At 71.9% G+C, this 20131-nt stretch carries 29 protein-coding genes; 19 read left to right on the top strand and 10 right to left on the bottom strand.

Annotated features, from left to right (window positions below):
- Positions 1-14 precede the first annotated feature (14 nt).
- Complete coding sequence (locus tag DX116_RS08705; RefSeq protein ID WP_199715964.1) at positions 15-743, top strand: NAD(P)H-dependent oxidoreductase; 729 nt, start codon at positions 15-17, stop codon at positions 741-743.
- Here DX116_RS08705 and DX116_RS08700 read toward each other — a convergent pair.
- From DX116_RS08700 to DX116_RS08670, 7 genes are all read right to left on the bottom strand, one after another.
- On the bottom strand, positions 661-1032 hold the full coding sequence (locus DX116_RS08700; protein WP_119703708.1) for an SdpI family protein: 372 nt from the start codon (positions 1030-1032) through the stop codon (positions 661-663). The two genes, DX116_RS08705 and DX116_RS08700, sit on opposite strands and share 83 nt — an antisense overlap.
- A 57-nt stretch (positions 1033-1089) precedes the next feature.
- On the bottom strand, positions 1090-1647 hold the full coding sequence (locus DX116_RS08695; RefSeq protein ID WP_119703707.1) for a TetR/AcrR family transcriptional regulator: 558 nt from the start codon (positions 1645-1647) through the stop codon (positions 1090-1092).
- 10 nt (positions 1648-1657) lie between these two features.
- Positions 1658-3187, bottom strand: a complete 1530-nt coding sequence (locus tag DX116_RS08690; protein WP_119703706.1) for an MFS transporter — start codon at positions 3185-3187, stop codon at positions 1658-1660.
- 38 nt (positions 3188-3225) lie between these two features.
- Complete coding sequence (locus tag DX116_RS08685) at positions 3226-3840, bottom strand: trimeric intracellular cation channel family protein (RefSeq protein ID WP_119703705.1); 615 nt, start codon at positions 3838-3840, stop codon at positions 3226-3228.
- Between the two features lie 67 nt (positions 3841-3907).
- Positions 3908-5344, bottom strand: a complete 1437-nt coding sequence (locus DX116_RS08680) for an acetyl-CoA carboxylase carboxyltransferase subunit alpha/beta (protein ID WP_233556609.1) — start codon at positions 5342-5344, stop codon at positions 3908-3910.
- Positions 5341-6549: a CaiB/BaiF CoA transferase family protein gene (locus DX116_RS08675; RefSeq protein ID WP_119704201.1), complete on the bottom strand. Its 1209-nt coding sequence runs from the start codon at positions 6547-6549 to the stop codon at positions 5341-5343. Before DX116_RS08675 ends, DX116_RS08680 begins: the two co-directional genes overlap by 4 nt.
- A 5-nt stretch (positions 6550-6554) precedes the next feature.
- A complete protein-coding gene (locus tag DX116_RS08670; protein WP_119703704.1) occupies positions 6555-7871 on the bottom strand; it encodes an SLC13 family permease in 1317 nt (438 codons plus the stop codon).
- A gap of 119 nt (positions 7872-7990) precedes the next feature.
- Here DX116_RS08670 and DX116_RS08665 point away from each other — a divergent pair, with 119 nt between their 5' ends.
- Positions 7991-8689 (top strand): FadR/GntR family transcriptional regulator, encoded by a 699-nt coding sequence (locus DX116_RS08665; RefSeq protein WP_119703703.1) that lies wholly within the window; start codon positions 7991-7993, stop codon positions 8687-8689.
- An 11-nt stretch (positions 8690-8700) separates the two neighbouring features.
- Positions 8701-9471: a sulfite exporter TauE/SafE family protein gene (locus DX116_RS08660; RefSeq protein WP_233556607.1), complete on the top strand. Its 771-nt coding sequence runs from the start codon at positions 8701-8703 to the stop codon at positions 9469-9471.
- A gap of 305 nt (positions 9472-9776) precedes the next feature.
- On the opposite strand, the gene DX116_RS19905 is transcribed toward DX116_RS08660, so the two are convergent.
- Both DX116_RS19905 and DX116_RS08650 read right to left on the bottom strand, forming a co-directional pair.
- Positions 9777-10256, bottom strand: coding sequence for a hypothetical protein (locus tag DX116_RS19905; RefSeq protein WP_158591943.1), 480 nt, complete (start codon positions 10254-10256; stop codon positions 9777-9779).
- Positions 10247-10825 carry an RNA polymerase sigma factor gene (locus tag DX116_RS08650; protein WP_233556606.1) on the bottom strand — a complete coding sequence of 193 codons (579 nt, stop codon included), beginning with the start codon at positions 10823-10825 and terminating at the stop codon, positions 10247-10249. The genes DX116_RS19905 and DX116_RS08650 overlap by 10 nt, the downstream gene beginning before the upstream one ends.
- 155 nt (positions 10826-10980) lie before the next feature.
- Here DX116_RS08650 and DX116_RS08645 point away from each other — a divergent pair, with 155 nt between their 5' ends.
- The 12 genes from DX116_RS08645 (at position 10981) to DX116_RS08605 (ending at position 16281) form a co-directional block, all read left to right on the top strand.
- A complete protein-coding gene (locus DX116_RS08645; RefSeq protein ID WP_119703702.1) occupies positions 10981-11466 on the top strand; it encodes an Asp23/Gls24 family envelope stress response protein in 486 nt (161 codons plus the stop codon).
- The gene (locus DX116_RS08640) at positions 11456-11743 is read left to right on the top strand and encodes a hypothetical protein (RefSeq protein ID WP_119703701.1); all 288 of its coding nucleotides are present in this window, start codon (positions 11456-11458) and stop codon (positions 11741-11743) included. The genes DX116_RS08645 and DX116_RS08640 overlap by 11 nt, the downstream gene beginning before the upstream one ends.
- On the top strand, positions 11740-12048 hold the full coding sequence (locus DX116_RS08635) for a hypothetical protein (RefSeq protein ID WP_119703700.1): 309 nt from the start codon (positions 11740-11742) through the stop codon (positions 12046-12048). The genes DX116_RS08640 and DX116_RS08635 overlap by 4 nt, the downstream gene beginning before the upstream one ends.
- 16 nt (positions 12049-12064) lie before the next feature.
- On the top strand, positions 12065-12241 hold the full coding sequence (locus DX116_RS20090) for a DUF2273 domain-containing protein (RefSeq protein ID WP_199715963.1): 177 nt from the start codon (positions 12065-12067) through the stop codon (positions 12239-12241).
- Positions 12234-12608 carry an Asp23/Gls24 family envelope stress response protein gene (locus tag DX116_RS08630; protein WP_119703699.1) on the top strand — a complete coding sequence of 125 codons (375 nt, stop codon included), beginning with the start codon at positions 12234-12236 and terminating at the stop codon, positions 12606-12608. The genes DX116_RS20090 and DX116_RS08630 overlap by 8 nt, the downstream gene beginning before the upstream one ends.
- Complete coding sequence (locus DX116_RS08625; RefSeq protein ID WP_119703698.1) at positions 12605-13132, top strand: DUF6286 domain-containing protein; 528 nt, start codon at positions 12605-12607, stop codon at positions 13130-13132. Before DX116_RS08630 ends, DX116_RS08625 begins: the two co-directional genes overlap by 4 nt.
- Positions 13122-13709 (top strand): hypothetical protein, encoded by a 588-nt coding sequence (locus DX116_RS08620; RefSeq protein WP_119703697.1) that lies wholly within the window; start codon positions 13122-13124, stop codon positions 13707-13709. Before DX116_RS08625 ends, DX116_RS08620 begins: the two co-directional genes overlap by 11 nt.
- Positions 13710-13742: 33 nt before the next feature.
- A complete protein-coding gene (locus DX116_RS08615; RefSeq protein ID WP_082555918.1) occupies positions 13743-13916 on the top strand; it encodes a CsbD family protein in 174 nt (57 codons plus the stop codon).
- 132 nt (positions 13917-14048) lie between these two features.
- Complete coding sequence (locus DX116_RS20420) at positions 14049-14180, top strand: hypothetical protein (RefSeq protein ID WP_267897686.1); 132 nt, start codon at positions 14049-14051, stop codon at positions 14178-14180.
- A 137-nt stretch (positions 14181-14317) separates the two neighbouring features.
- On the top strand, positions 14318-15733 hold the full coding sequence (locus tag DX116_RS08610; RefSeq protein WP_119703696.1) for an LCP family protein: 1416 nt from the start codon (positions 14318-14320) through the stop codon (positions 15731-15733).
- 45 nt (positions 15734-15778) lie between these two features.
- Positions 15779-15907: a hypothetical protein gene (locus DX116_RS20415; protein WP_267897685.1), complete on the top strand. Its 129-nt coding sequence runs from the start codon at positions 15779-15781 to the stop codon at positions 15905-15907.
- Entirely contained in the window at positions 15904-16281 is a 378-nt protein-coding gene (locus tag DX116_RS08605) for a VOC family protein (RefSeq protein WP_119703695.1), read from the top strand. The genes DX116_RS20415 and DX116_RS08605 overlap by 4 nt, the downstream gene beginning before the upstream one ends.
- Positions 16282-16298: 17 nt before the next feature.
- Here DX116_RS08605 and DX116_RS08600 read toward each other — a convergent pair whose 3' ends face one another.
- Complete coding sequence (locus DX116_RS08600) at positions 16299-16721, bottom strand: winged helix-turn-helix transcriptional regulator (RefSeq protein ID WP_119703694.1); 423 nt, start codon at positions 16719-16721, stop codon at positions 16299-16301.
- A gap of 100 nt (positions 16722-16821) precedes the next feature.
- On the opposite strand from DX116_RS08600, the gene DX116_RS08595 reads away from it, so the two are divergent.
- Genes DX116_RS08595 through DX116_RS08580 form a run of 4 tightly spaced genes read left to right on the top strand, consistent with a single transcriptional unit; the run spans position 16822 to position 20127 of the window.
- Complete coding sequence (locus tag DX116_RS08595) at positions 16822-17646, top strand: NAD(P)H-binding protein (RefSeq protein WP_119703693.1); 825 nt, start codon at positions 16822-16824, stop codon at positions 17644-17646.
- A gap of 48 nt (positions 17647-17694) precedes the next feature.
- Entirely contained in the window at positions 17695-18654 is a 960-nt protein-coding gene (locus DX116_RS08590; RefSeq protein WP_119703692.1) for a sensor domain-containing diguanylate cyclase, read from the top strand.
- 44 nt (positions 18655-18698) lie between these two features.
- The gene (locus tag DX116_RS08585; RefSeq protein ID WP_119704197.1) at positions 18699-19355 is read left to right on the top strand and encodes a lysoplasmalogenase; all 657 of its coding nucleotides are present in this window, start codon (positions 18699-18701) and stop codon (positions 19353-19355) included.
- A gap of 10 nt (positions 19356-19365) precedes the next feature.
- Positions 19366-20127: a lysophospholipid acyltransferase family protein gene (locus DX116_RS08580; protein ID WP_233556605.1), complete on the top strand. Its 762-nt coding sequence runs from the start codon at positions 19366-19368 to the stop codon at positions 20125-20127.
- Positions 20128-20131 lie beyond the last annotated feature (4 nt).

Raw genomic sequence — 20131 nt, 5'->3', positions numbered from 1 at the left:
GATATGATTTGGCCGTGACCACGACCGTCCTCCTCGTCCACGCCCACCCCGAGACCGACTCGTTCAGCACCGCGCAGTCCGCCGCCGCAGCGCGAGCGCTCGCCGCGGCGGGTCACGAGGTCGACGTCATCGACCTGTACGCCGATGCCTGGCAGCCCGTGCTGCGGCGCGACGACTTTCCCGGCATCGACGGAGCCTTCAAGCCGCAGGCCGAGCAGATGCGGGCCGTCGCGGACGGGACGGTCGACGACGTCGTGCAGGACCAGCTCGATCGCCTGCTCGCGGCCGACCTGCTGGTGCTGTCGTTCCCGATGTGGTGGTTCTCGGTGCCGGCCATCCTGAAGGGATGGATCGACCGGGTCTTCGTGATGGGCGCGACGTTCGGCGGCGAGCACGGGCTGTTCGACGAAGCCGCCCTGGCGGGCAAGGACGCCGTGCTGCTGATGACCACCGGCGGACCCCAGGACGCCTTCGGCCCGGACGGGGCGTTCGGCCCCATGGACGACTTCGTCTTCCACATCCGCCGAGGGATGCTCGAGTTCGTCGGCTACCGCGTCCTCGACCCCGTCGTCACGTACGGGCCGGCTCGTCTCGACCCGGACGAGCGCGAGGCCGCCCTGCGATCGGTGCACGACACGTTCGTCGAGATCGGCGAGGGCCTCACGAGCGGGAGTCGTCGCCGGTCCCGACGGCCTGAGCCGCACGGTGGGCGCGGAGCATCGCCAGCACGAGCAGGCCAGTGAACGCCACGTAGCCGACGACCACCAGCACGACCGCGCCGCGGAGGCCGACGACGGCGAGGATGCTGCCGGCCAGACCCGCGAACCCGCACGCCCACGCCGCGACGCGGAGAACCGGTGCCGCCGAGCGGTGCCCAGCACGCCACGCCTCGTCGGAGGCCATGGTCGCCTTGATGCGGATGCCGATGAGGCCGTTGCGCGCGAGCTCGTCGTGCGCTGCGACGTGGGCCGTCCACCCCAGCAGGAGGCTGAGCCCGACGAGCGAGGCGGCCGGGAGGATCGACGCGTCCATGCCCCGAGGCTATCGACGCGAGCAACCGGTCACGGGGCCCCGACGGCGTTCCTGGAGTCACCCCTGAAGCGTCAGGGCGATCAGCCTGTCCTCGAGGCGCTGCCGGTGCGCCTGGTCGGTGCCGGCCCACCACAGCGGCTGCATCGATGCGCCGTCGGCGGCCGCCACGACCAGCTCGACCACCTCGGCAGGCAGCCCGTCGTCACGCAGGCGGGCGTCGAGGTCGACGGTGAACCTCTCGACGATTGCGGCGACGCGCTCGTCGTCGACCACGATCGCCATGACGATCGGGCTCACGGCGTCGAGGTCGTCGGGTGTCCACGGGACGAACGACGCACGGACGTAGGCGCGGCAGAGGCGTCCGGGCTCGTGGTCGTCCGGCTCGACCATCGACAGCAGCAGCTCGTCGAACGAGCGCAGGAGGTCGTCGGCCAGCGCCGCGAAGAGATCTTCCTTGGTGCCGAAGTGGTACAGCAGGCCGCCCTTGGTGACCTGCGCCTGGCGGGCGATGTCGGCCAGGCTCGCCGAGCGTCCCTTCTGCACCAGCGCCGCGCGCGCCGCGTCGAGGATGTCGCGTCGGGTGTCGTCCGGCGACCGTCCGGCCTTGCGCCCCATCCGCCAGACCCTACTCGCCGGCCGCGTCGTGAGCGCCGACGACGGACACGTCGCGGCCGTGCGGGATCATCCGCCACGCCACGACCGCGGCGACCACGGCGGCGACGGCGGCCACGAGGGCGGTCGTCTGCACCGCCCCGACGAAGGCCTCGCGGGCGGCCGCGAAGACGGGCGACCCCGGGTCGAGCACCGTCACGGCGGACGCGAACGAGTCCTCGACGGCCGACCTCTCGGTGCCGCCGAGCGAGTCGGGCAGCGACAGCGACCCGCGGTACGTCAACGACAGCAGCGAGCCGAGCACCGAGATGCCGAGGACGACCCCGAGCTCGTTGGCGGTCTCGGTGATCGCCGACGCGGCACCGGCCTTGGTCGGCGGGACGGCGGCGAGGACGACGTCGGCCGACAGCGTCATCGCGATGCCGACGCCCAGGCCGATCAGCACCATGGCGATCGCGAGCCAGGCGTAGTGGGCGTTGCCGGCCGCGAGCGAGACGCCGGCGAGCCCCGCGGCGGCCATCCCCAGCCCGGTCGCGACCGAGCGACCGTATCCGAGCCGCCGCACCATCGCCGCGATCACCACGACCACGACGACCGAGGCGAGCGTGGCCGGCAGCTCGGCGACGCCGGCCTGCAGCGGGCTCATGCCGCGGCCGAGCTGCAGGTACTGCGAGAAGAAGAACATGAGCCCCACGAGCGCGAAGATCGCGATGACGCTCGACAGCACCGCCCCCGAGAACGACCGGTAGCCGAAGAGCGTCAGGTCGAGCAGCGGGTCGTCGAGCCGGCGCTGACGACGGGCGAAGACGGTCGACGCGACGACGGCGACCACGATCGTCACGGCGGTCTGCGCGTCGAGGCCCGCGGCGACGACGTGCTTGATCGCGTACACCGCCCCGGTCAGGGCGACGATCGACAGCACCGCCGACGGCACGTCGAACCGTCCCGGCTCGGGGTTCTTCGACTCGGGCAGCAGCAGGGCTCCGCCGATCAGCACGACGACCATCACCGGGACGTTGATCAAGAACACCGAGCCCCACCAGAAGTGCTCGAGGAGGGCCCCGCCGACCAGGGGACCGATGGCCGACCCGGCACCGAACGACGTCGCCCATAGCGCGATGGCCCGGGTGCGCTCGGCGTCGTCGGTGAAGATGTTGCGGATCAGCGACAGCGTCGACGGCATCAGGGTCGCCCCGGCCACGCCCAGCATCAGCCGGGCCGCGATGAGCATCTCGGGCGACGTCGAGAACGCGGCGAGCACCGACGCCGCTCCGAACGCCGCGCTGCCCAGCAGGAGCACCCGCCGGCGACCGAAGCGGTCGGACAGGTTGCCCATCAGCACGAGCAGCCCGGCCAGCGCCAGCGAGTAGACGTCGCCGATCCAGAGCACCTGCTCGGCGGTCGGCGACAGGCTCGTGGTCAGGGCGGGGACGGCCAGCGCCAGCACCGTCCCGTCGATCGCCAGCAGCAGCGAGGCGAGCATCAGGATGCCGAGCGCCACCCAGCGTCGACGGGACGACATCGTGACCTCGGTGGTGACCATGCGTCAAACTGTACCAGTCGGTCAGTAGCGCTGGTTGCTCAGATCGTGCCGCGGGCGCGCGGCGCCGACCACCCGCGGAACATCGCCGCGAGCCGCCACGCCAGGCACGTGCCGGAGGCGACGACGAACAGGAAAGACGGCCACTCCTGCGTCGCGACGACGGCCGCCCCGACCGAGCCCACCAGCGCCGGGACGGCGTAGAGATCGCCCTCGAAGATGATCGGCACCCGGTTCGACAGCACGTCGCGCATGATGCCGCCGCCGACCGCCGTCACCAGCCCCAGCAGCGACGACGGCAGGACGCCGAGGCCCGCGTCGACCCCGATGATCGCGCCGGTCACGCAGAACAGCGACAGACCGATGGCATCGAGCACGAGGATCGGTCGCTCGCGGCGTCCGATGCGCCCCGACGACGTGAACACCACGGCCGCGGCGGCGAGCGCCGACAGCAGGTACCCCCAGCTCTCGAACGCGACCGGCGGGTTGTCGCCGATGAGGACGTCCCGCGCCACGCCCCCGCCCAGGCCCGTGATGAGCGCCAGCACCGCGATGCCGAAGACGTCCAGCCCCAGCCGGACGGCGACGAGCGCGCCCGACATGGCGAAGATGAAGATCCCGACGTGCTCGAGCGTCGAGATCGCGGCCTGCGTCATCGGATCGTCAGCACACGGACGAAGGGGACGGACATGACGCCATCATGTCCGCCCCCCGCCCGCCGCGTCATCCCGGGATCGCGGCCCGCTCCCGCAGACGTGTCGCGACCTCGGCAGCCACCGCGCGCCCGAACGACTCGGGATCGTCGTCGTCGGGCTCGGCCACGAGGTGGTGCACCGAGCCGGCCTCGAACATGTCGATCGCGCTGACCTTCTGACGCTCGGCCATCTCGGCCGCGTGGTCGACGTCGCCGTGCACGATCGCGCTGGCACCCTCGGGAGGCAGCGGCGACAACCACGAGTTCTCCGTCGCGACCACGACGTCGGCCGGCAGCAGCGCCAACGCGCCGCCACCGCACCCCTGACCGAGCAGCACCGAGACCGTCGGCACCTTCATGGTCGACATCAGGCTGATGCAACGGGCGATCTCGCCGGCGATCGCGCCCTCCTCGGCCTTGGCCGACAGCTCCGCGCCGGGGGTGTCGATGAACGACACGAGCGGCAGGCCGAGCTCGTTGGCCAGGCGCATGCCGCGCCGCGCCTCTCGCAGCGCGGCCGGGCCCATGGGCGACGCAGGCGTCTGCTTGGTGCGGTCCTGCCCGATCACGATGCACGGCTGGCCGTCGAGCCGGGCGAGCGCGACGATCATCGCCGAGTCGCGCTCGCCCTTCTCGGTGCCCTGCAGACGGACCGTGACGTCGCTGCCGTGCCGCAGCACGTCCCTCACGCCGCCGCGACCCGGCTGGCGCGTCAGCTCGATCGACTCCCACGTCGACCGGCGCCGCACCACGGGGTCGGTGCGCCGCTCGCGCGTCGACCCGGTCGCCGGGTCGACCAGGATGCTCAGCGCCTGGTCGACCAGCTCGGGCAGCAGGCCCGGCTCGACCACGGCGTCGATGATGCCGCGCTGCGCCAGGTTGTCGGACGTCTGCACGCCCGGCGGGAACGGCCGACCCTCGAGCATCTCGTAGACCTTCGGCCCGAGGAAGCCGATGAGGGCGTCGGGCTCGGCGATCGTGATGTGCGCGAGCGATCCCCACGACGCGAAGACGCCGCCGGTGGTGGGGTGCCGCAGGTAGATCAGGTACGGCAGGCCGGCGGCCCGGTGGTCCATGATCGCCCGCGAGATGTCGATCATGTGGACGAAGGCCGGCGTCCCCTCCTGCATGCGGGTGCCGCCCGACGCCGTGCTGGCCAGGATCGGCAGGCCCTCGGCCGTCGCGCGGCGGACCGCCTCGACGATGCGGCGGGCCGCCGCCTGGCCGATCGACCCGGCGAGGAAGCGGAACTCGTTGACCAGCACCGCGACCGGACGGCCGCGCATGAGCCCGCGGCCCGTGAGCACCGACTCGTCGGTACCCGCGCGCTCGGCCGCCGACTCGAGGTCGCGCTGGTACCGCTCGTCCTCGCCCGTGTGGTCGACGGGCCCGTCCCACGACGTGAACGAGCCCTCGTCGAGCACGAGGTCGAGCAGCTCCTGACCCGTCAGGCGCTTCGCGCTCACGCCTCGTCCGCCAGCCACGTGCGGATCGAGTCGCCGTGCTCGCCGAGCGTCGGCGGCGCGAGGTGCTCGGTGACCGTGTGCTCGCCGCCGGCGCTGTCGAAGAACCGCAGCGGCGGCCCGGGCAGGGTCAGCGCGCCCAAGGTGCTGTGCTCGACGTCGATCAGCAGGCCCTGGCTCTTGGTCTGGTCCCAGTCGTAGACCTCGTCGATCGAGCGCACCTTGCCGGCAGGGATGCCGACCTCGGCCAGCCGGGCCAGCAGCGGCTCGGCCTGCCAGTCGGCGAACACCTCCTCGACCAGCGCGATGACCCGCTCGCGGTCACCGGCCCGCTCGGGGTTGGTGGCGATGCCCTCGGTGTCGGGGTCGAGCCCGAAGCCCTCGCAGAAGTCGTGCCACAGGCCCTCGCTGCCCACCGCGATCTGCACCGCGCCGTCGGCGCAGCGGAACAGGCCGTACGGCGAGATGGACGGGTGGTGGTTGCCGATGGCCTTGCCGACCTGGCCGGCGATCGTCCACTTGGTGCCCTGGAAGCCGTGGACGCCGACCGTCGCGGCCAGCAGCGACGTGCGGACGACCGTGCCGACGCCCGTCGACTCCCGCTCGTGCAGCGCGGCCAGCACGCCGTACGCGCCGTACATGCCGGCGAGGATGTCGGAGATCGGCGTGCCGACCTTCTGCGGGTCGTCGGGGCCGGAGCCCGTGATCGACATCAGCCCCGCCTCGCCCTGCGCGATCTGGTCGTAGCCGGCGCGCCCACCCTCGGGCCCGTCGTGGCCGAAGCCCGTGATCGACAGGACGACGAGGCGCGGGTTGAGCTCGTGCAGCGTCTCGATGCCGAGACCCAGCCGCTCGAGCACCCCGGTGCGGAAGTTCTCGACGAGCACGTCCGCCCGGGCCACGAGGTCCAGGAAGGTCGCCCGGTCGTCGTCGCCGCGCAGGTCGAGGGCGATCGACTCCTTGTTGCGGTTGGCCGACAGGAAGTACGTCGACTCACGCCCCTCGTCGGCCGGCTCGCCGGTGTGCCCGTCGTCTGCCGGCCAGCGGAACGGCGGCCCCCACCCGCGGGTGTCGTCGCCTCCCCGCGGCGTCTCGACCTTGACGATGCGAGCACCGAGGTCACCCATCATCATCGTGGCGTGCGGGCCCGCGAGGGCGCGGGACAGGTCGACCACGAGGACGTCGTGCAGCGGTCCGTTGCGTGTCATGCCGATCACCAGCCCGGGAGGATGAAGGCGGCCCAGACGAGCAGCGGGCCGACGGCGACGACGATCATGCTGTACGTCAGGATCTGCTTGTAGAACGTCTGCTCGCTGACGGTGTCGGGACGGTTGGCCAGCATCAGCGCGCCGTTGGTCGAGAACGGGCTGACGTCCACGATCGTCGAGGCGATTGCCAGGGCGGCCACCAGCGCGATGGCGCTGATGCCGTGCTCGGCGATGATCGGCAGCGCGATCGGGATGATGATCGGCAGCAGCGCGGTCGACGACGCGAACGCCGAGACGACGCCTCCGACGTAGCAGAGGATCAGCGCGCCGATGGCGGCCGCGCCGAGGCCCGCGGCCCACCTGCCGACGAACTCGGGCGATCCGGCCTGCGTCAGGATCGCGGCATAGGTGCTGACGCCGGCGACCAGCAGGACCGTCGGCCACGCGATGGCGCGGACGGCGTCGGTGTGCGCCTTGGGCGCCAGCATGTTGAGGATCACCGCGGCGGTGATCGACACGAAGCCGATGTTCTTGTCGAACGCGAGCGCCACGACGGCGACGCCGACGAAGGCGATGAGCGTCAGGACCTGGTCCATGCGGACGCCGGTGGCCTGCGTGCCGGTGGGGGCGTTGGTGCCGTACCCGCGGGCGGGCACCTGGGCTCCGCCGGCGTGGAGGTTGTCGACGAGGTCGTCGTTGTCGGGCTCGATGCGCTGCGACATCAGCTGACGTCCGCCCAGCAGCATGAACAGGATCGCGGCCATGACCAGGTTGACGCCGAGGCTCGCGAGGAACAGCGTCATCTCGCCGACCGGGAGGCCGTTGTCGCGCATGACCGAGTTGGTGATCGTGCCGTAGATGCTGATCGGCGAGAAGCCGCCGCCCTGTGCGCCGTGCACGACGAACATGCCCATCATCAGCGGGTTGATCTTGTACTTGCCGGCGAAGCCGAGGGCGACGGGGCCAATGATTGCGCAGGCGGCCGGGCTGGCCGCGCCGATGCCGGTCAGCAGCGCCGTGACGCCGAACATGACCCAGGGGATCAGCGCGACACGGCCGCCGACCATCTGCACGGCCTTGGTCACGATCAGGTCGACCGTCCCGTTGTTCTTGGCGATCGCGAAGAGGTACGTGACGCCGATCAACGTCAGGATCAGGTCGCCGCTCACCCCCGCGAGGATCTCCTTTTCGTCGAGCTTCAGCGAGTACATGCCGACGAGCCACGCGGCGACGTACGCCAGAGCGCCCATGTTGATCGGCAACGCCGTCCCGATGGCGAACAACGCCACCAGGGCGATGATGGCCACCCATTCCGGTCCCATGAGGACTCCTTCTCGTGCGGACGCCGCGGCCCGGGCGGGCTCGTGTGATCGGCATCACGTTGTCTGGACTAGTGGCCTAGCCAATAGGTCTGTGAGCCTTTTGTCAATACGCTGACCTCATGAGCGATCCCCGCCCGGGCCTCAAGCCGCTGGCCCGCACCCGCCTGTACGAGCAGGTGGCGCAGCAGATCATGGAATGGGTCCGCGAGAACGGCCTCACCACCGGCGACCGGCTGCTGCCCGAGCGCGAGCTGGCGACGCGCCTCGGCGTCAGCCGTGCGACCGTCAGCCAGGCGCTCGTGGCGCTCGAGGTGATCGGCGTGGTGGCCGTGCGTCACGGCGACGGCGCGGTGCTGACCGATGCGAGCGGCGCGGCCAAGGTGCTCGAGGCGCTGCGCGCGCACGCCAAGCGCCTGCCCGACATCATCGACGCCCGCGACGCGCTCGAGACCAAGATCGCCGCCCTCGCCGCCACGCGGCGCACCGACGACGACCTCGCCGCGATCGACGGTGCGCTCGACGTCATGGAGGCCGACATCGACGCCGGTGGTCGCGGCGTCGCCGGCGACGAGCAGTTCCACGCGGCCATCACGGAGGCGGCGCACTCCTCGCTGCTCGAGAAGATGATGCAGCAGATCAGCGAGCTGATCCTCGAGACCCGCATCGAGTCGCTCTCACAGCCCGGCCGTCCCCGCGACTCCCTCGCCGCTCACCGCCGCATCGCCGACGCCGTCCGGCTCGGCGACCCCGAGCTGGCCGCCGCGGCGATGCACCACCACGTCGCCCAGGTCAGCGACGTCGCGATCCTGCGCGACTGACGGGCCCTCCCGTGGACCTGTCGACCCTCGACCATCTCGTCGTCATCGCCGCCGGCTTCGGAGCCGGCGTCGTCGCGGCGTCCGTCGGCGTGGCCTCGCTCGTGAGCTTCCCGGTGCTCGTCGCCCTGGGCCTCCCGCCCGTCACCGCCAACGCCTCCAACACCGTCGGCCTGGTACCGGGAGGGCTCAGCGGATCGTTCGGCTACCGCCACGAGCTACGACGGCACCCGAAGGTGACGGCTGCGGTCGTCGCCACCAGCGCGTTCGGGGCGATCGCGGGGGCCGTGCTGCTGCTGGCGCTCTCGCCGGACGTCTTCGAGGCGCTCGTGCCGTGGCTGATCCTGTTCGCCTGCGTGCTCGTCGGGTTCCAGCCGATGGTCGCGCGGTGGCTGCGCGAGCGGCGCACCGACGACCAGGCCGACCGCCTGCTCCCCTCGCCGCCGACGACCGCAGCCCTCGGCGCGGCCGGCATCTACGGCGGCTACTTCGGCGCTGGGCAGGGCGTCATGGTCGTCGCCGTGCTGGGGCTCGGGCTCGACATCGACCTCAAGGTCGTCAACGGCCTGAAGACCGTCGCCTGCTTCGCGGCCAACGTCGTCGCCACCGTCGTGTTCGTGGTCGCCGCCGACCTCGACTGGGTCGTCATCGGCCTGCTCGGCATCGGATCGGTCGTCGGCGGCTACGTCGGCTCGCGCATCGGCCGACGCCTGCCCGACGCGCTGTTCCGCGGCCTGGTCGTCGTGGGCGGCTCGACCGCCGCGATCGTCCTGATGCTGGGCTGAGCCGCGCGACCGAGCTGCTCGCCAGGGAGCGGAGCGACCGTGAGGGCGAAGCCCGAGGCGAGCCCACCGAGTCCTCCTCGCTCCGCTCACGGTCGGCCGCAGGCGGCCTCCCTGGGGGACGAACGTGCCGACCCCGTCGGCCGCAAGCGGCCTCCCTGGGGGACGAAGGGGCCCACCCGCCGGCCGCAAGCGGCCTCCCTGGGGGACGAAGGGGCCGACCCCGCCGGCCGCAAGCGGCCTCCCTGGGGGACGAACGGACAACCCCACCGGCCGCAAGCGGCCTCCCCGGCGAGCAAGCCGGAGAGTCACTGCGCGTGCGGGTCACCCTCGACGACGTCGACGACCTCGACCGTGATGTCGCGCTCGGCGTCGAAGGCGAGATCGGCGCCCAGCACCTCGCGCACGACGGCCGCGACAGCGGCGCGCGCGTCGCGTCCCTCGGCGTTGAGGTCCACCCCGTAGCGGCACACCAGCGAGAGGTGGATCGACGAGCAGCGCTCGTCGGCGACCTCGATGTCGATCGAGTCGGCCGCCCTGTCCGGGGTGTCGACGGCGGCACGCAGCAGAGGCGTCAGCACGCGCCCCGAGACCCGGACGACCGAGCCGCGCTCGCCTCGCTGCGAGCTGCCGGTGGCGTCGAACGTGACGACCGCGGACGCGGGCGTGACGAGCGTCCGGACGCGGCTCATGACCGACTGCGAGACCTCGACCCATCCGGCCTCGGGCTCGTCGCGCAGCGCGGTGGTGGCCCGCTCGAGCGGGTCGGTGGTGCGCTCTACCGCCATTGCGCCATCCTCTCCGCCAGGTTCTTGCGACCTCGGTGCAGCTGGCCCCTGACGCTGTCGGGCGTCATGACCAGGGTAGTCGCGATGTCGTCATAGCTCATCTGCTCCACCTCGCGCAGCAGCCAGACGGCACGCTGCTGGTGCGGCAGCTCGGCCAGCGCCGCTTGGAGCGCCGCGACCAGCTCCTTGTCCATGACCTCCTGCAGGGGGTCGTGGCGGGCCGCCGGGGCGATGACCGTCAGCAGGTCGTCGGAGACCGGCGTCGGGCGCCGCTTGCGCTGCAGGTCGGCGGCCCGGCGCGACACCAGGCTGAACAGCCACGTGCGCAACGTCGAGCGCGCCTCGAAGGTCGTGATGTTCTTCCAGGCCGAGATGAAGGCCTCCTGCACGACCTCGCCCGCGTCGGTGCGGTCGCCGCCGACCATCCGCAGCGCGAAGCGGTACATGCCCGGACCATGACGCTCGATGATCGCGTCGAAGGCCGAGCGCTCGCCCAGGCGCACCCGCCGCACCAGCACGTGGTCCGGCGGAGCGGTGTCCGACACGTCGTCGGCTGCATCGTCCAGCACGCACACATCGTGGAGCCGGCTCGCGCGCCCCGCCACTCGAAACGACCACGTCGCAACGCCGCGTCGCACTGTGACCCACCTCACGACATCGGTGCGTGACGATCCGCGACGTCGCGACGACCAACAGATGTTCGTACACACCGAAAGGCACAGACATGGCCGACAGCACCACCGCCTCGAAGACCACCTCCTCGACCGCGGTTTCCCCCACGCCCTCCACCGAGGTCGTCAAGGCCGCCGGCAACGGCCCCCTCGTCACCACGCAGGGTCGCACCTCGATCGCCGACGCCGTCGTCTCGAAGATCGCCGGCATCGCGACCCGCGAGGTCAGCGGGGTCCACGACCTCGGCGGCAACACCGCCCGCGCCGTCGGCGCCCTGCGCGAGCGCATCCCCGGGTCGCGCACCAACCTGAGCCAGGGCGTCAACGTCGAGGTGGGCGAGCGTCAGGCCGCCGTCGACGTCGACCTGATCGCGGAGTACGGCGTCGCGATCGCCGATCTCGCCTCCGGCGTCCGGCGCAACGTCATCGACTCGGTCGAGCGGATGACGGGCCTGGAGGTCACCGAGGTCAACATCACCGTGCTCGACGTGCACCTCGACGGCGACGACACCGAGAACGGCGAGTCGCGTGTCGAGTGATGCCCCCACCGATGCGGCCGAGGCCGTCGCGGCGGCTGCACTCGCCGTGCCGGGCGTCAACGCGCTCCACGCGGGCGTCCTCGGCGAGGTCGCCACGTACCTGCCAGGGCGCCGCATCAACGGCGTGCGGCTGCGCGACGACTCCTGCGAGGTGCACATCGTCCTCGACTGGGGCAGCCCCGTGGTGGCGACGGCCGACGACGTCCGTGCCGCGATCGAGACGCTCGTAGACGGCCCGGTCGACGTGACCGTCGAGGACGTCGCGGGGCCCGCGTGACCACCCCCCGTCAGGCCCCCGAAGGACTCGACGCCCTGCGGGCGGCCCGACGGGAGGCCGTGAAGCGGCACCACCCCGACCGAGGCGGCAGCAGCGACGACCTGCGCGAGGCGCTGGACCACGTCGAGCACGAGCACCGCGCTGCGCGCCACGTCACACCCATCCCACCGCCCATCCACCCCGAAGTACCAGCGACTTTCCGAGCCGCCACCACACCGAACGGGGTGCTGATCACCGCGATCCGCCGCCTGCAGCGCCACCTCCCGAGGCGCGTGCCCGGCTCCCGCCGCTACATCCGACTCTGACCACTAGGACTCCCGCATGAAGCTCTCCACCATCGGCCTGTTCGTCGGCCTGCTCCTGGCCATCGCCATCGCGATCGGGGGGTTCAGCGCCTTCCTCGGTGCCGTCGTCCTCGGCGCGATCGGCCTGGCGGCCGGCGCCCACCTCGACGGCGACATCGACCTCACGACCGTCCTGCGAGGCCGACGTGACTGACACCCTCGCCCCCGCCGACGACCGCGGCTCCCTCGACGTCCGCACCAAGGCCGTCGAGCACATCGTCGCGAACGCCAGCCTCGAGGTGCCTGGGTGCGTGGCACGCCCCGCCGGCATCCAGAAGCTCGCCCGCAGCCTGCCCTCCGCGTCGGTCACGTTCCGCGGGTCCGTCGCGATCGCCGAGCTGCACGCCGCCGCCACCTGGCCGTGCCGCGCGCAGGAGCTGGCGTCCACGATCCGCGACACGGTCCGCGCCGAGGCCTCGCGCCAGTCGGGCATCGAGATCAGTCGCCTCGACGTGACGCTGCACGTCGTGTCCGCCGACGAGGCCGACGGTCCGGGCCACGGCACGAGGAGGGTCCTGTGACCACCACCGTCTCGCCCCCGAAGGGCAGGCCCGCCGCCTCCGGCGTGGCTCTCGTGCTCGGCGTGGCCCTCGTCGGCGTCGCCGTCGTGGCGGTCCACGACCTCGCGGTCGACCAGGACTGGGCCACCGGCTCGTCCTGGACCGGCTCGCTCGTCGACCGCCTCGACGGGCTCACCGCGGGTGCCGGCGTCGTCGCCGTGGGAGTCGTGCTGACGCTGGTCGGTCTGCTCGTGCTCGTCGCGGCCGTCAAGCCGGCGCCCCGCACCCACCAGGCCACCCCTGGCGAGGCCGACCTCTGGGTCACACCCGGCGCGGTCCGCGCCGTCGCGGTCGGTGCCGCCGAGGACACCGCCGGCGTCGAGTCGGCCCGGGCCCGCCTGCGCCGAGGACGTCTCAGCGTCACGGCACAGTCGGACGATCCCGGCGCCGACCGCCTCGTCGAGGCCGCCGTGCGCGAGTCGCTCGCCGGTCTGACCGCCCACGACATCGTCGTCACGACCGAGAAGGTGAAGCATGACTCGTAGGCTCGCAGCGATCGACCGGATCGCCTCGATCGTCGTCGGCCTCGGCCTGGTCGCAGCCGGCGCCGCCCTGCTCGACTGGCGCTACCGATGGGTCGGCACGTGGGACGACACGCTGACGACCGTACGCCTCGACGACGTCGAGTCGAGCGCCTGGTGGCCATGGGCCTTCGCCGCCGCGGCCATCCTGCTCGGCGCGATCGGCCTGCTCTGGATCCTGTCGCACGCACCCCGTCGTGGCGAGCGCGCCGTGCGTCAGGCGGCCGCATCCGACCGGACGGGCACCGTCCACGTCGACCTGCACGACGTCGCCAAGGCCGTGGCCGCCGACTTCGAGGCCCGCACCGCCGTGACCCACGTCAGGGGCACCGCCCACCGGCAGGGTCGCACCCACGTCATCGAGCTGCGCGGACAGCTCGACCCCCACGTCACCGGCGGCGACATCGCGTCCGTCGCCAGCCGGTGCGCCCAAGACGTCTCGGACGCCTTCCCCGACGGCCACACGGTCTGCCGAGTCCTTCTCGGCCACGACCGTCGCCGACCCGGACGGATCCGGGCGAGCGCGCTCCGCGCGCGCTGAACCACCCCACCCCCACCACAGAGAGGCACCATCATGGGCATCGCAGACAAGGCCAAGAACGCCGCCGAGGACCTGGCCGGAAAGGCCAAGGAGGTCGTCGGAGACGTCACCAACAACGACGAGCTCAAGGCCGAGGGCAAGAAGGACCAGGCCACGTCGTCCGTCAAGGACGCCGGCGAGAACGTCAAGGACGCCTTCAAGAAGTAGGCGCGGCTTGCACCACTCAGCCGCACCAGCACGACCACGTGGCGGGGACGGAGCACCGTCCCCGCCACGTCTGTCCCAGCACCCACCCACGCAGCACTCATCCACGCAGCACCGACAGATCGCGAGCAGACCATGGCACACCCCAAGCGCAACCTCTTCACCGTCCTCGGCTGGGTCGTCTGGAAGGCGCTCTCGCTGGTCGGGCTCCCCCTGGCCAACAAGAAGCTCGACGAGCGTCGCAGCACCCGGCGCAGCCTGCGCTGACCCTCCCTGACGAGACGAGACGTGCGGCCCGCCGCCGGCCACGGGCCGTCGTGCGGGCCACGTCACGCCCCTTTCCTAGCGTGTCCTCAGGTTCTGCTCGTATTCTGGAAGTTCTGCCGACACCAGGAGACCAGCACGTGACGACTGCCGACACCGCGCCGAAGCGCCGACGCGAGCCTTCGCGACGACGCACCATCGCGCGTCGCGCCGCACTGAGCATCGGCGTGCTCGTCCTCGTGCTGGGCGTCGGCGCCGCCGCCGCGATCTGGAAGCTGCAGGGCAACATCGACACCGCGGGCCTCGGTCCGTCGGTGGTCAAGGACGACACCCCCAAGGGCGCCATGAACATCCTGTTCATCGGCTCGGACTCCCGCGACCTCAAGACCAAGCAGTACGGCAAGGGCACCGGGTCGCAGCGCAGCGACGCCCTCATGCTCGTGCACTTCTCGCGCGGCAACTCGCGCATCGACGCCGTGCAGATCCCCCGCGACACGCTGCTCGACCTGCCGGCCTGCAAGGACACCGGCAGCGGGGCCTTCGCCGGGGGCGCCGACCAGATGATCAACTCGGCCCTCGACGGCGGGCCGTCGTGCTCGGTCAAGGCGGTCGAGACCCTGAGCGACGTCCGCATCGACCACTTCGTGCAGCTCGACTTCGACGGCTTCGCCTCGATGGTCAACGCCCTCGGCGGCGTCAACGTCTGCCTCGACAAGCCCCTCGTCGATCCGCTGGCCAAGCTCGACCTGCCGGCCGGCAAGCAGAAGATCAAGGGCCGCGACGCGCTCGCGCTGGCGCGCACCCGTCACGCCGTCGGCGACGGCAGCGACATCGGGCGCCTCGGCCACCAGCAGGTCGTGATGTCGTCGATCATCGACCAGGCACGCAGCACCAACGTGCTCACCCAGCCGGTCAAGCTGCTCAAGTTCGTCAACGCGCTCACCAGCTCGATCACCGTCGACGAGGGCATCTCCTCGATCCCCGATCTGACGGGCCTGGCCAAGCGGGCCCGTGCCGTCCCCGACTCCGGCATCACCTTCGTGACGATGCCCAACGGCGCAGCACCGCCGCCCAACGACCAGCGGGTCGTCAAGACCGCCGACGCCGACACCATCTTCAAGGCCATCAAGAAGGACCAGGAGATGCCCGTCGAGGGCGACGAGTCGAGCGAGCAGACGCCGGCGAGCGGTGGCGGCACCCCGGCCAGCAACCCCCGCGCGACGCCGGTCAAGGTGCTCAACGCGGCGCAGACCCCGGGTCTCGGCACCGCGATGCGTGCCTCGATGGTCGGCCTCGGCTACACCGTCAGCGGCGTCGAGACCGCGCAGAAGCCGGCCACCGCGACGCGCATCTTCGTCGACGGCACCCCCGAGGCCAAGGCTGCGGCCGAGTCCCTGAACGCCGACTTCGGTCTCGACGCGCAGATCGTCGAGCAGAAGATCTCGGGCGTCTGGCTGATCATCGGCTCCGATCGCGTCAAGGCCGGCACCGATCCGGTCAAGCCCAAGCCCGTCAAGGCCACGACCCGCAAGGCCGACGCCTCGATCTGCGCCTGAGCGCGACGCGGGGTTGCGTCGCCGCAGAGCGGGTACGGCCTCGCCATGACCGAGACTCCCGTGAACCCGACCGAGCCCGACACCGTCCCCGAGCCCGACGAGGCACCCGCGCCGCCCCTCGAGCCCAGCGTCACCAACCCGGACGCCGACGGGACGGACGCTGTCCCGTCGTGACCGCGATCGCCACGATCCGCTCGATCGTCCTCGAGTGCGCCGATCCCGCGCCCCTGGCCCGGTTCTGGTCCGAGGTGCTCGACCGGACGATCACGCAGCGTGACGACGACTGGTGGGCGCTCGAGCGCCACGGCCGCGAGGCGCGGATGTGCTTCCAGGTCGTGGCCGACCACGTGCCGCCCCCGTGGCCGGGCGAGCGCGGCGAGCAGCAGGTGCACCTCGATCTCGAGGTCGACGACCTCGAGACCGCCCGCGCCACCGTGCTCGGCCTCGGAGCGCGTCAGCTGAGCGACGTCATCGACGAGGACGACGACATGGGCGCGTGGCAGGTCTTCGCCGATCCGGCCGGTCACCCGTTCTGCCTCGTCACCTGAGGCCGGTCACCTGCGGCTCACCGGATGTCGTGGTCCGGGTGCGTCTGGTCGTAGAGGTGGCGTGACGCGGCGATCGCCTCGCGGTGCCGCAGCGACCAGTCGGCGAGCGCCTTGACCAGGTGGGTGAGGCTCGCCCCCGTGTCGGTCAGGCGGTAGTCGACCTGAGCGGGGACCGTCGGGTAGACCGTGCGGGTGACGAGACCGTCGCGCTCCAGGCGGCGCACCGTCAGGGTCAGCATCCGCTGCGAGATGCCGTCGACCGCCCGCTGCAGCTCGCCGAAGCGGCGTGGTCCGCTCGCGAGCTCGACGACCACCAGCACCGACCACTTGTCGCCCACGCGGTCGAGCACGTCGCGGATGCCGCAGTCGGGGTGGTCCGGCATGCCGCACGGGTCGAGCTCGGCCGGGGCCATGGGCACATCGGTGTGCGTGGGTGACATCGAAGTGCCTCCTTGTGGACGTCGTCAGGGCCGTGAAGACTCCCAGGGTAGTTACTGATCAGAACCGCCTGATCAGAACCACCCCTCAGGAGACCACCCCATGATCCTCGTGACCGGAGCCAGCGGACACCTCGCCTCTCGCGTCCTCGACCAGCTGCTCGACCAGGGCGTGCCCGCCGCCGGTGCCAGCCGCTCGCCGTCCGAGGGCGAGCGGAGGCTCGACTTCGATTACCCCGACAGCATCGACCTGCGTGGCATCTCGACGCTCCTGCTGGTCTCCGCCGGGTACGCCGAGGACGACGTCGTCGTCGCCCGTCACGAGCGCGTGATAGAGGCCGCCGTGCGCGACGGCGTGGGCCACGTCGTCTACACGAGCCTCGCCGGCGCCGGCGACCACCTGGCGTTCGCCCTGGCACACCGCGTCACCGAGCGCATGATCCGCGCCAGCGGGCTGCCCTGGACGATCCTGCGCAACGGGCTCTACGCCGAGCTCGTCGGATCGCTGCTGACCTGGGACGACGACCACCTGTCGTCGGCCTTCGGCGACGGCGCGGTGGCGGCGGTCGCGCGCGACGACCTCGCCGCGGTCGCGGCAACCGTGGCGGCCGACCCCGCGCAGCACCGCGGCCGCACGTACGAGCTGGTCGGAGCGCCCTTCACCGCTGCCGACGTCGCGGCACGCCTCGGCGTCGAGCACCGCTCCGTCTCGCTGTCCACCGACCGGCAGCGACTGCTCGCCGCGCCCGGCCTGTTCCCGTTCCAGCCGCCCATGCTGTCGTCGATCGCGTCCTCGATCCGGCACGGCCTCCTGGACGGGAGGCACCCCGATCTCGAGTCGCTGCTGGGCCGACCCACGACCGATCCGGTCGGCGCAGCAGCGACGAGCGCGCCGGTGCCGGCCGCACCGGCGACCACGAAGGCCTGACCTGAGGGTTCGGCGGCGCGGCTGTGAACACCCAGGCACACTGGGACTGTGAGCACGCCGGAGATCGAGGACGGAGCGGACACCTTCAGCAGGTCCGCGGAGCGGGTCATCGCCTACCTGAAGAGTCATACGCCGATCCCGGAGTGGTCGGTGTCGCGCGTGGCCGGGGGCGAGCAGGTGCACGTGCACACCGGCGACAACGAGATGTTGACCCTCGGGCGGCGGGTGCCGTGGGACGACACGTTCTGCATCCGCATGTCCAACGGCGCCGACCGGGTCGTGGCCGATGCCAGCCGGCACCCCGACTACCGCGATCTTCCTGACGCCGGGGTCGTGCGCGCCTACGCCGGCATCCCGATCACCGACGACGACGGCCGGACGTTCGGCACCCTGTGCGGCGTCGGCACCCAGCCGCTGTCGACGCCCGACGACGTCGACACCGACCTCATCGCGCTGATGGCCGACCTGCTGTCGTCGCAGCTGCACCTGGCCCGCGTCGCCGACCGTGCGCGCCGCTCCGCCGACCTGGCGAGCGCCCTGGCGCAGACCGATGCCCTCACCGGTCTGGTCAACCGTCGCGGTTGGGACCTGCTCGTCGATGACGCCGACCGCCGCATCTCCGCCTACGGCGACCCCGTGGCGATCGCCGTCATCGACCTTGACGGGCTCAAGTCGCTCAACGACCAGCAGGGCCACGACGCCGGCGACGAGCTGCTGCGACGGGCCGGCTCGGCCCTCGCCGCGGCGGCCGGGCCGAGCGATCGCGTGGCTCGCTACGGCGGCGACGAGTTCGCGATCCTGTCGAACAACGTCGCGGTCAAGAACCTGTCGGCGCACTTCGCGACCTTCGCCGACGCCTTGGCCGAGCAGGGCATCGCGGCCTCGATCGGGTACGCACCCACGGCTGCCGGCGTCGTCGACGTGGCGGCCGCCTTCGCGCAGGCCGATGCCGACATGTACGCGACCAAGCAGACCCGCCGCTCGATCGACCGCGGCGCGACCGCCTGACGCGTTCGGGTCCAGCGGGCCCGCCGACCGGTACGGTGACGGGCATGACCGCCACCAGGAGCCCCTGGCTCATCGCCTTCGGGGCGGTCTCGGTCGTGCACCTCGTGCTCAACGGCACCGGCGCCGAGCCGTGGGACAGCGTGACGAAGTGCCTGATCGCGCCCCTGCTCGCGGGCTGGGCCGTCCAGGCCGGCGCACCCCGTCTGCTGGTGGTGGCCCTGGCGCTGTGCTTCCTGGGTGACCTGTTCCTCGAGATCGATGGCCTGTTCATCGCCGGCATGGCGGCGTTCGCCGGAGCCCACATCGCGTTCATCACCCTGTTCGCCCGGGGCGGAGCCGTCGCCCGGCTGAGGGCCCGGCCGCTGATCGGCGTGGTCTACGTCGTCGCTGCCATCGCCATGGTCGCGTGGTGCTGGGGCGGGCTCGAGCCCGGGCTCAAGCCCGCGATCCCGGTCTACGCCGCCCTGCTGGTGTCCACCGCGTCGCTGTCGCTGGCCGCCGACGCGCGCGCCGGTCTCGGTGGCGCGCTGTTCCTGGTCTCCGACGGCATCATCGCCCTGTCGGAGGCCGGACGCGTCGACGGCGACGCCGCCGTCACGGGTCTGGCGATCATGACGCTGTACATCCTCGCCATCCTGCTGCTCGCCACGGCGGTCGTGCGCCTCGAGCACCGGCCAGGCCCCGGCGACGTCTCGACGTAGGCTGGTCGACGTGCCCGGCCGCGACAGGACGTACCGCTTCGTCATCTCCGTCTTCGGCCTCCTGTTCCGGCTCATGGGCTACCGGTTCGACGTCCGCGGCGTCGAGCACCTCCCGCAGGACGGACGCACCGTGGTCGCGGGCAACCACATCGGCTTCCTCGACTTCACGTTCATCGGCTACGCCGCGCGGGTGCGTGGCCGCCGCATCCGGTTCATGGCCAAGACGTCGGTGTTCGCGCTGCCGGTCGTCGGACGCCTGATGCGCGCGATGCACCACGTACCGGTCGACCGGTCGCACGGTGCCAGCGCGTACCGGCGCGGTCTCGACCTGCTCGACGCCGACCAGGTCGTCGGTGTCTTCCCCGAGGCGACGATCAGCCGCGCCTGGCTGCTGAAGCCGTTCAAGCCCGGGGCCGCAGGGCTCGCGATCGCCCGGCGTGCACCGCTCGTCCCCGTGGTCGTCTGGGGCGGCCACCGCATCTACACCGTCGACGGGCACCGGTCGCTGCGGCGACGCGTGCCGATCACGATCATCGTCGGCCAGCCCCTGCACGCGCAGGCCGGCGAGACGGTCGACGGCCTCACGGCACGACTGCACGCCAGCATGGGGCTGCTGCTGGCCGAGGCGATCGACACCTACCCCGAGGCACCCCGCGACGACACCGACCGGTGGTGGCTCCCGCACGACCGCGGGGGCACCGCGCCCGATCCCGAGACGGCTGCGGTGCTCGACCGCCAGGCCGTCGCCCGCATCGGCGAGACCTTCGAATGACCCC

Source organism: Aeromicrobium endophyticum (assembly GCF_003586285.1).
GTDB lineage: Bacteria > Actinomycetota > Actinomycetes > Propionibacteriales > Nocardioidaceae > Aeromicrobium > Aeromicrobium endophyticum.
The sequence above is the reverse complement of the archived record's forward strand: the minus strand, read 5'-3'. Positions and strand labels throughout refer to the sequence as shown.

Excerpts from the sequence above, each read along its gene's own strand:
- DX116_RS19905 (WP_158591943.1), bottom strand. The coding sequence starts at position 10,256 with ATGGCGGTAGAGCGCACCACCGACCCGCTCGAGCGGGCCACCACCGCG.
- DX116_RS08595 (WP_119703693.1), top strand. The coding sequence starts at position 16,822 with ATGATCCTCGTGACCGGAGCCAGCGGACACCTCGCCTCTCGCGTCCTC.
- DX116_RS08600 (WP_119703694.1), bottom strand. The coding sequence starts at position 16,721 with ATGTCACCCACGCACACCGATGTGCCCATGGCCCCGGCCGAGCTCGAC.
- DX116_RS08690 (WP_119703706.1), bottom strand. The coding sequence starts at position 3,187 with ATGGTCACCACCGAGGTCACGATGTCGTCCCGTCGACGCTGGGTGGCG.
- DX116_RS08645 (WP_119703702.1), top strand. The coding sequence starts at position 10,981 with ATGGCCGACAGCACCACCGCCTCGAAGACCACCTCCTCGACCGCGGTT.
- DX116_RS08670 (WP_119703704.1), bottom strand. The coding sequence starts at position 7,871 with ATGGGACCGGAATGGGTGGCCATCATCGCCCTGGTGGCGTTGTTCGCC.
- DX116_RS08620 (WP_119703697.1), top strand. The coding sequence starts at position 13,122 with ATGACTCGTAGGCTCGCAGCGATCGACCGGATCGCCTCGATCGTCGTC.
- DX116_RS08695 (WP_119703707.1), bottom strand. The coding sequence starts at position 1,647 with ATGGGGCGCAAGGCCGGACGGTCGCCGGACGACACCCGACGCGACATC.
- DX116_RS08615 (WP_082555918.1), top strand. The coding sequence starts at position 13,743 with ATGGGCATCGCAGACAAGGCCAAGAACGCCGCCGAGGACCTGGCCGGA.
- DX116_RS20090 (WP_199715963.1), top strand. The coding sequence starts at position 12,065 with ATGAAGCTCTCCACCATCGGCCTGTTCGTCGGCCTGCTCCTGGCCATC.
- DX116_RS20415 (WP_267897685.1), top strand. The coding sequence starts at position 15,779 with ATGACCGAGACTCCCGTGAACCCGACCGAGCCCGACACCGTCCCCGAG.
- DX116_RS08675 (WP_119704201.1), bottom strand. The coding sequence starts at position 6,549 with ATGACACGCAACGGACCGCTGCACGACGTCCTCGTGGTCGACCTGTCC.
- DX116_RS08685 (WP_119703705.1), bottom strand. The coding sequence starts at position 3,840 with ATGACGCAGGCCGCGATCTCGACGCTCGAGCACGTCGGGATCTTCATC.
- DX116_RS08700 (WP_119703708.1), bottom strand. The coding sequence starts at position 1,032 with ATGGACGCGTCGATCCTCCCGGCCGCCTCGCTCGTCGGGCTCAGCCTC.
- DX116_RS08585 (WP_119704197.1), top strand. The coding sequence starts at position 18,699 with ATGACCGCCACCAGGAGCCCCTGGCTCATCGCCTTCGGGGCGGTCTCG.
- DX116_RS08665 (WP_119703703.1), top strand. The coding sequence starts at position 7,991 with ATGAGCGATCCCCGCCCGGGCCTCAAGCCGCTGGCCCGCACCCGCCTG.
- DX116_RS20420 (WP_267897686.1), top strand. The coding sequence starts at position 14,049 with ATGGCACACCCCAAGCGCAACCTCTTCACCGTCCTCGGCTGGGTCGTC.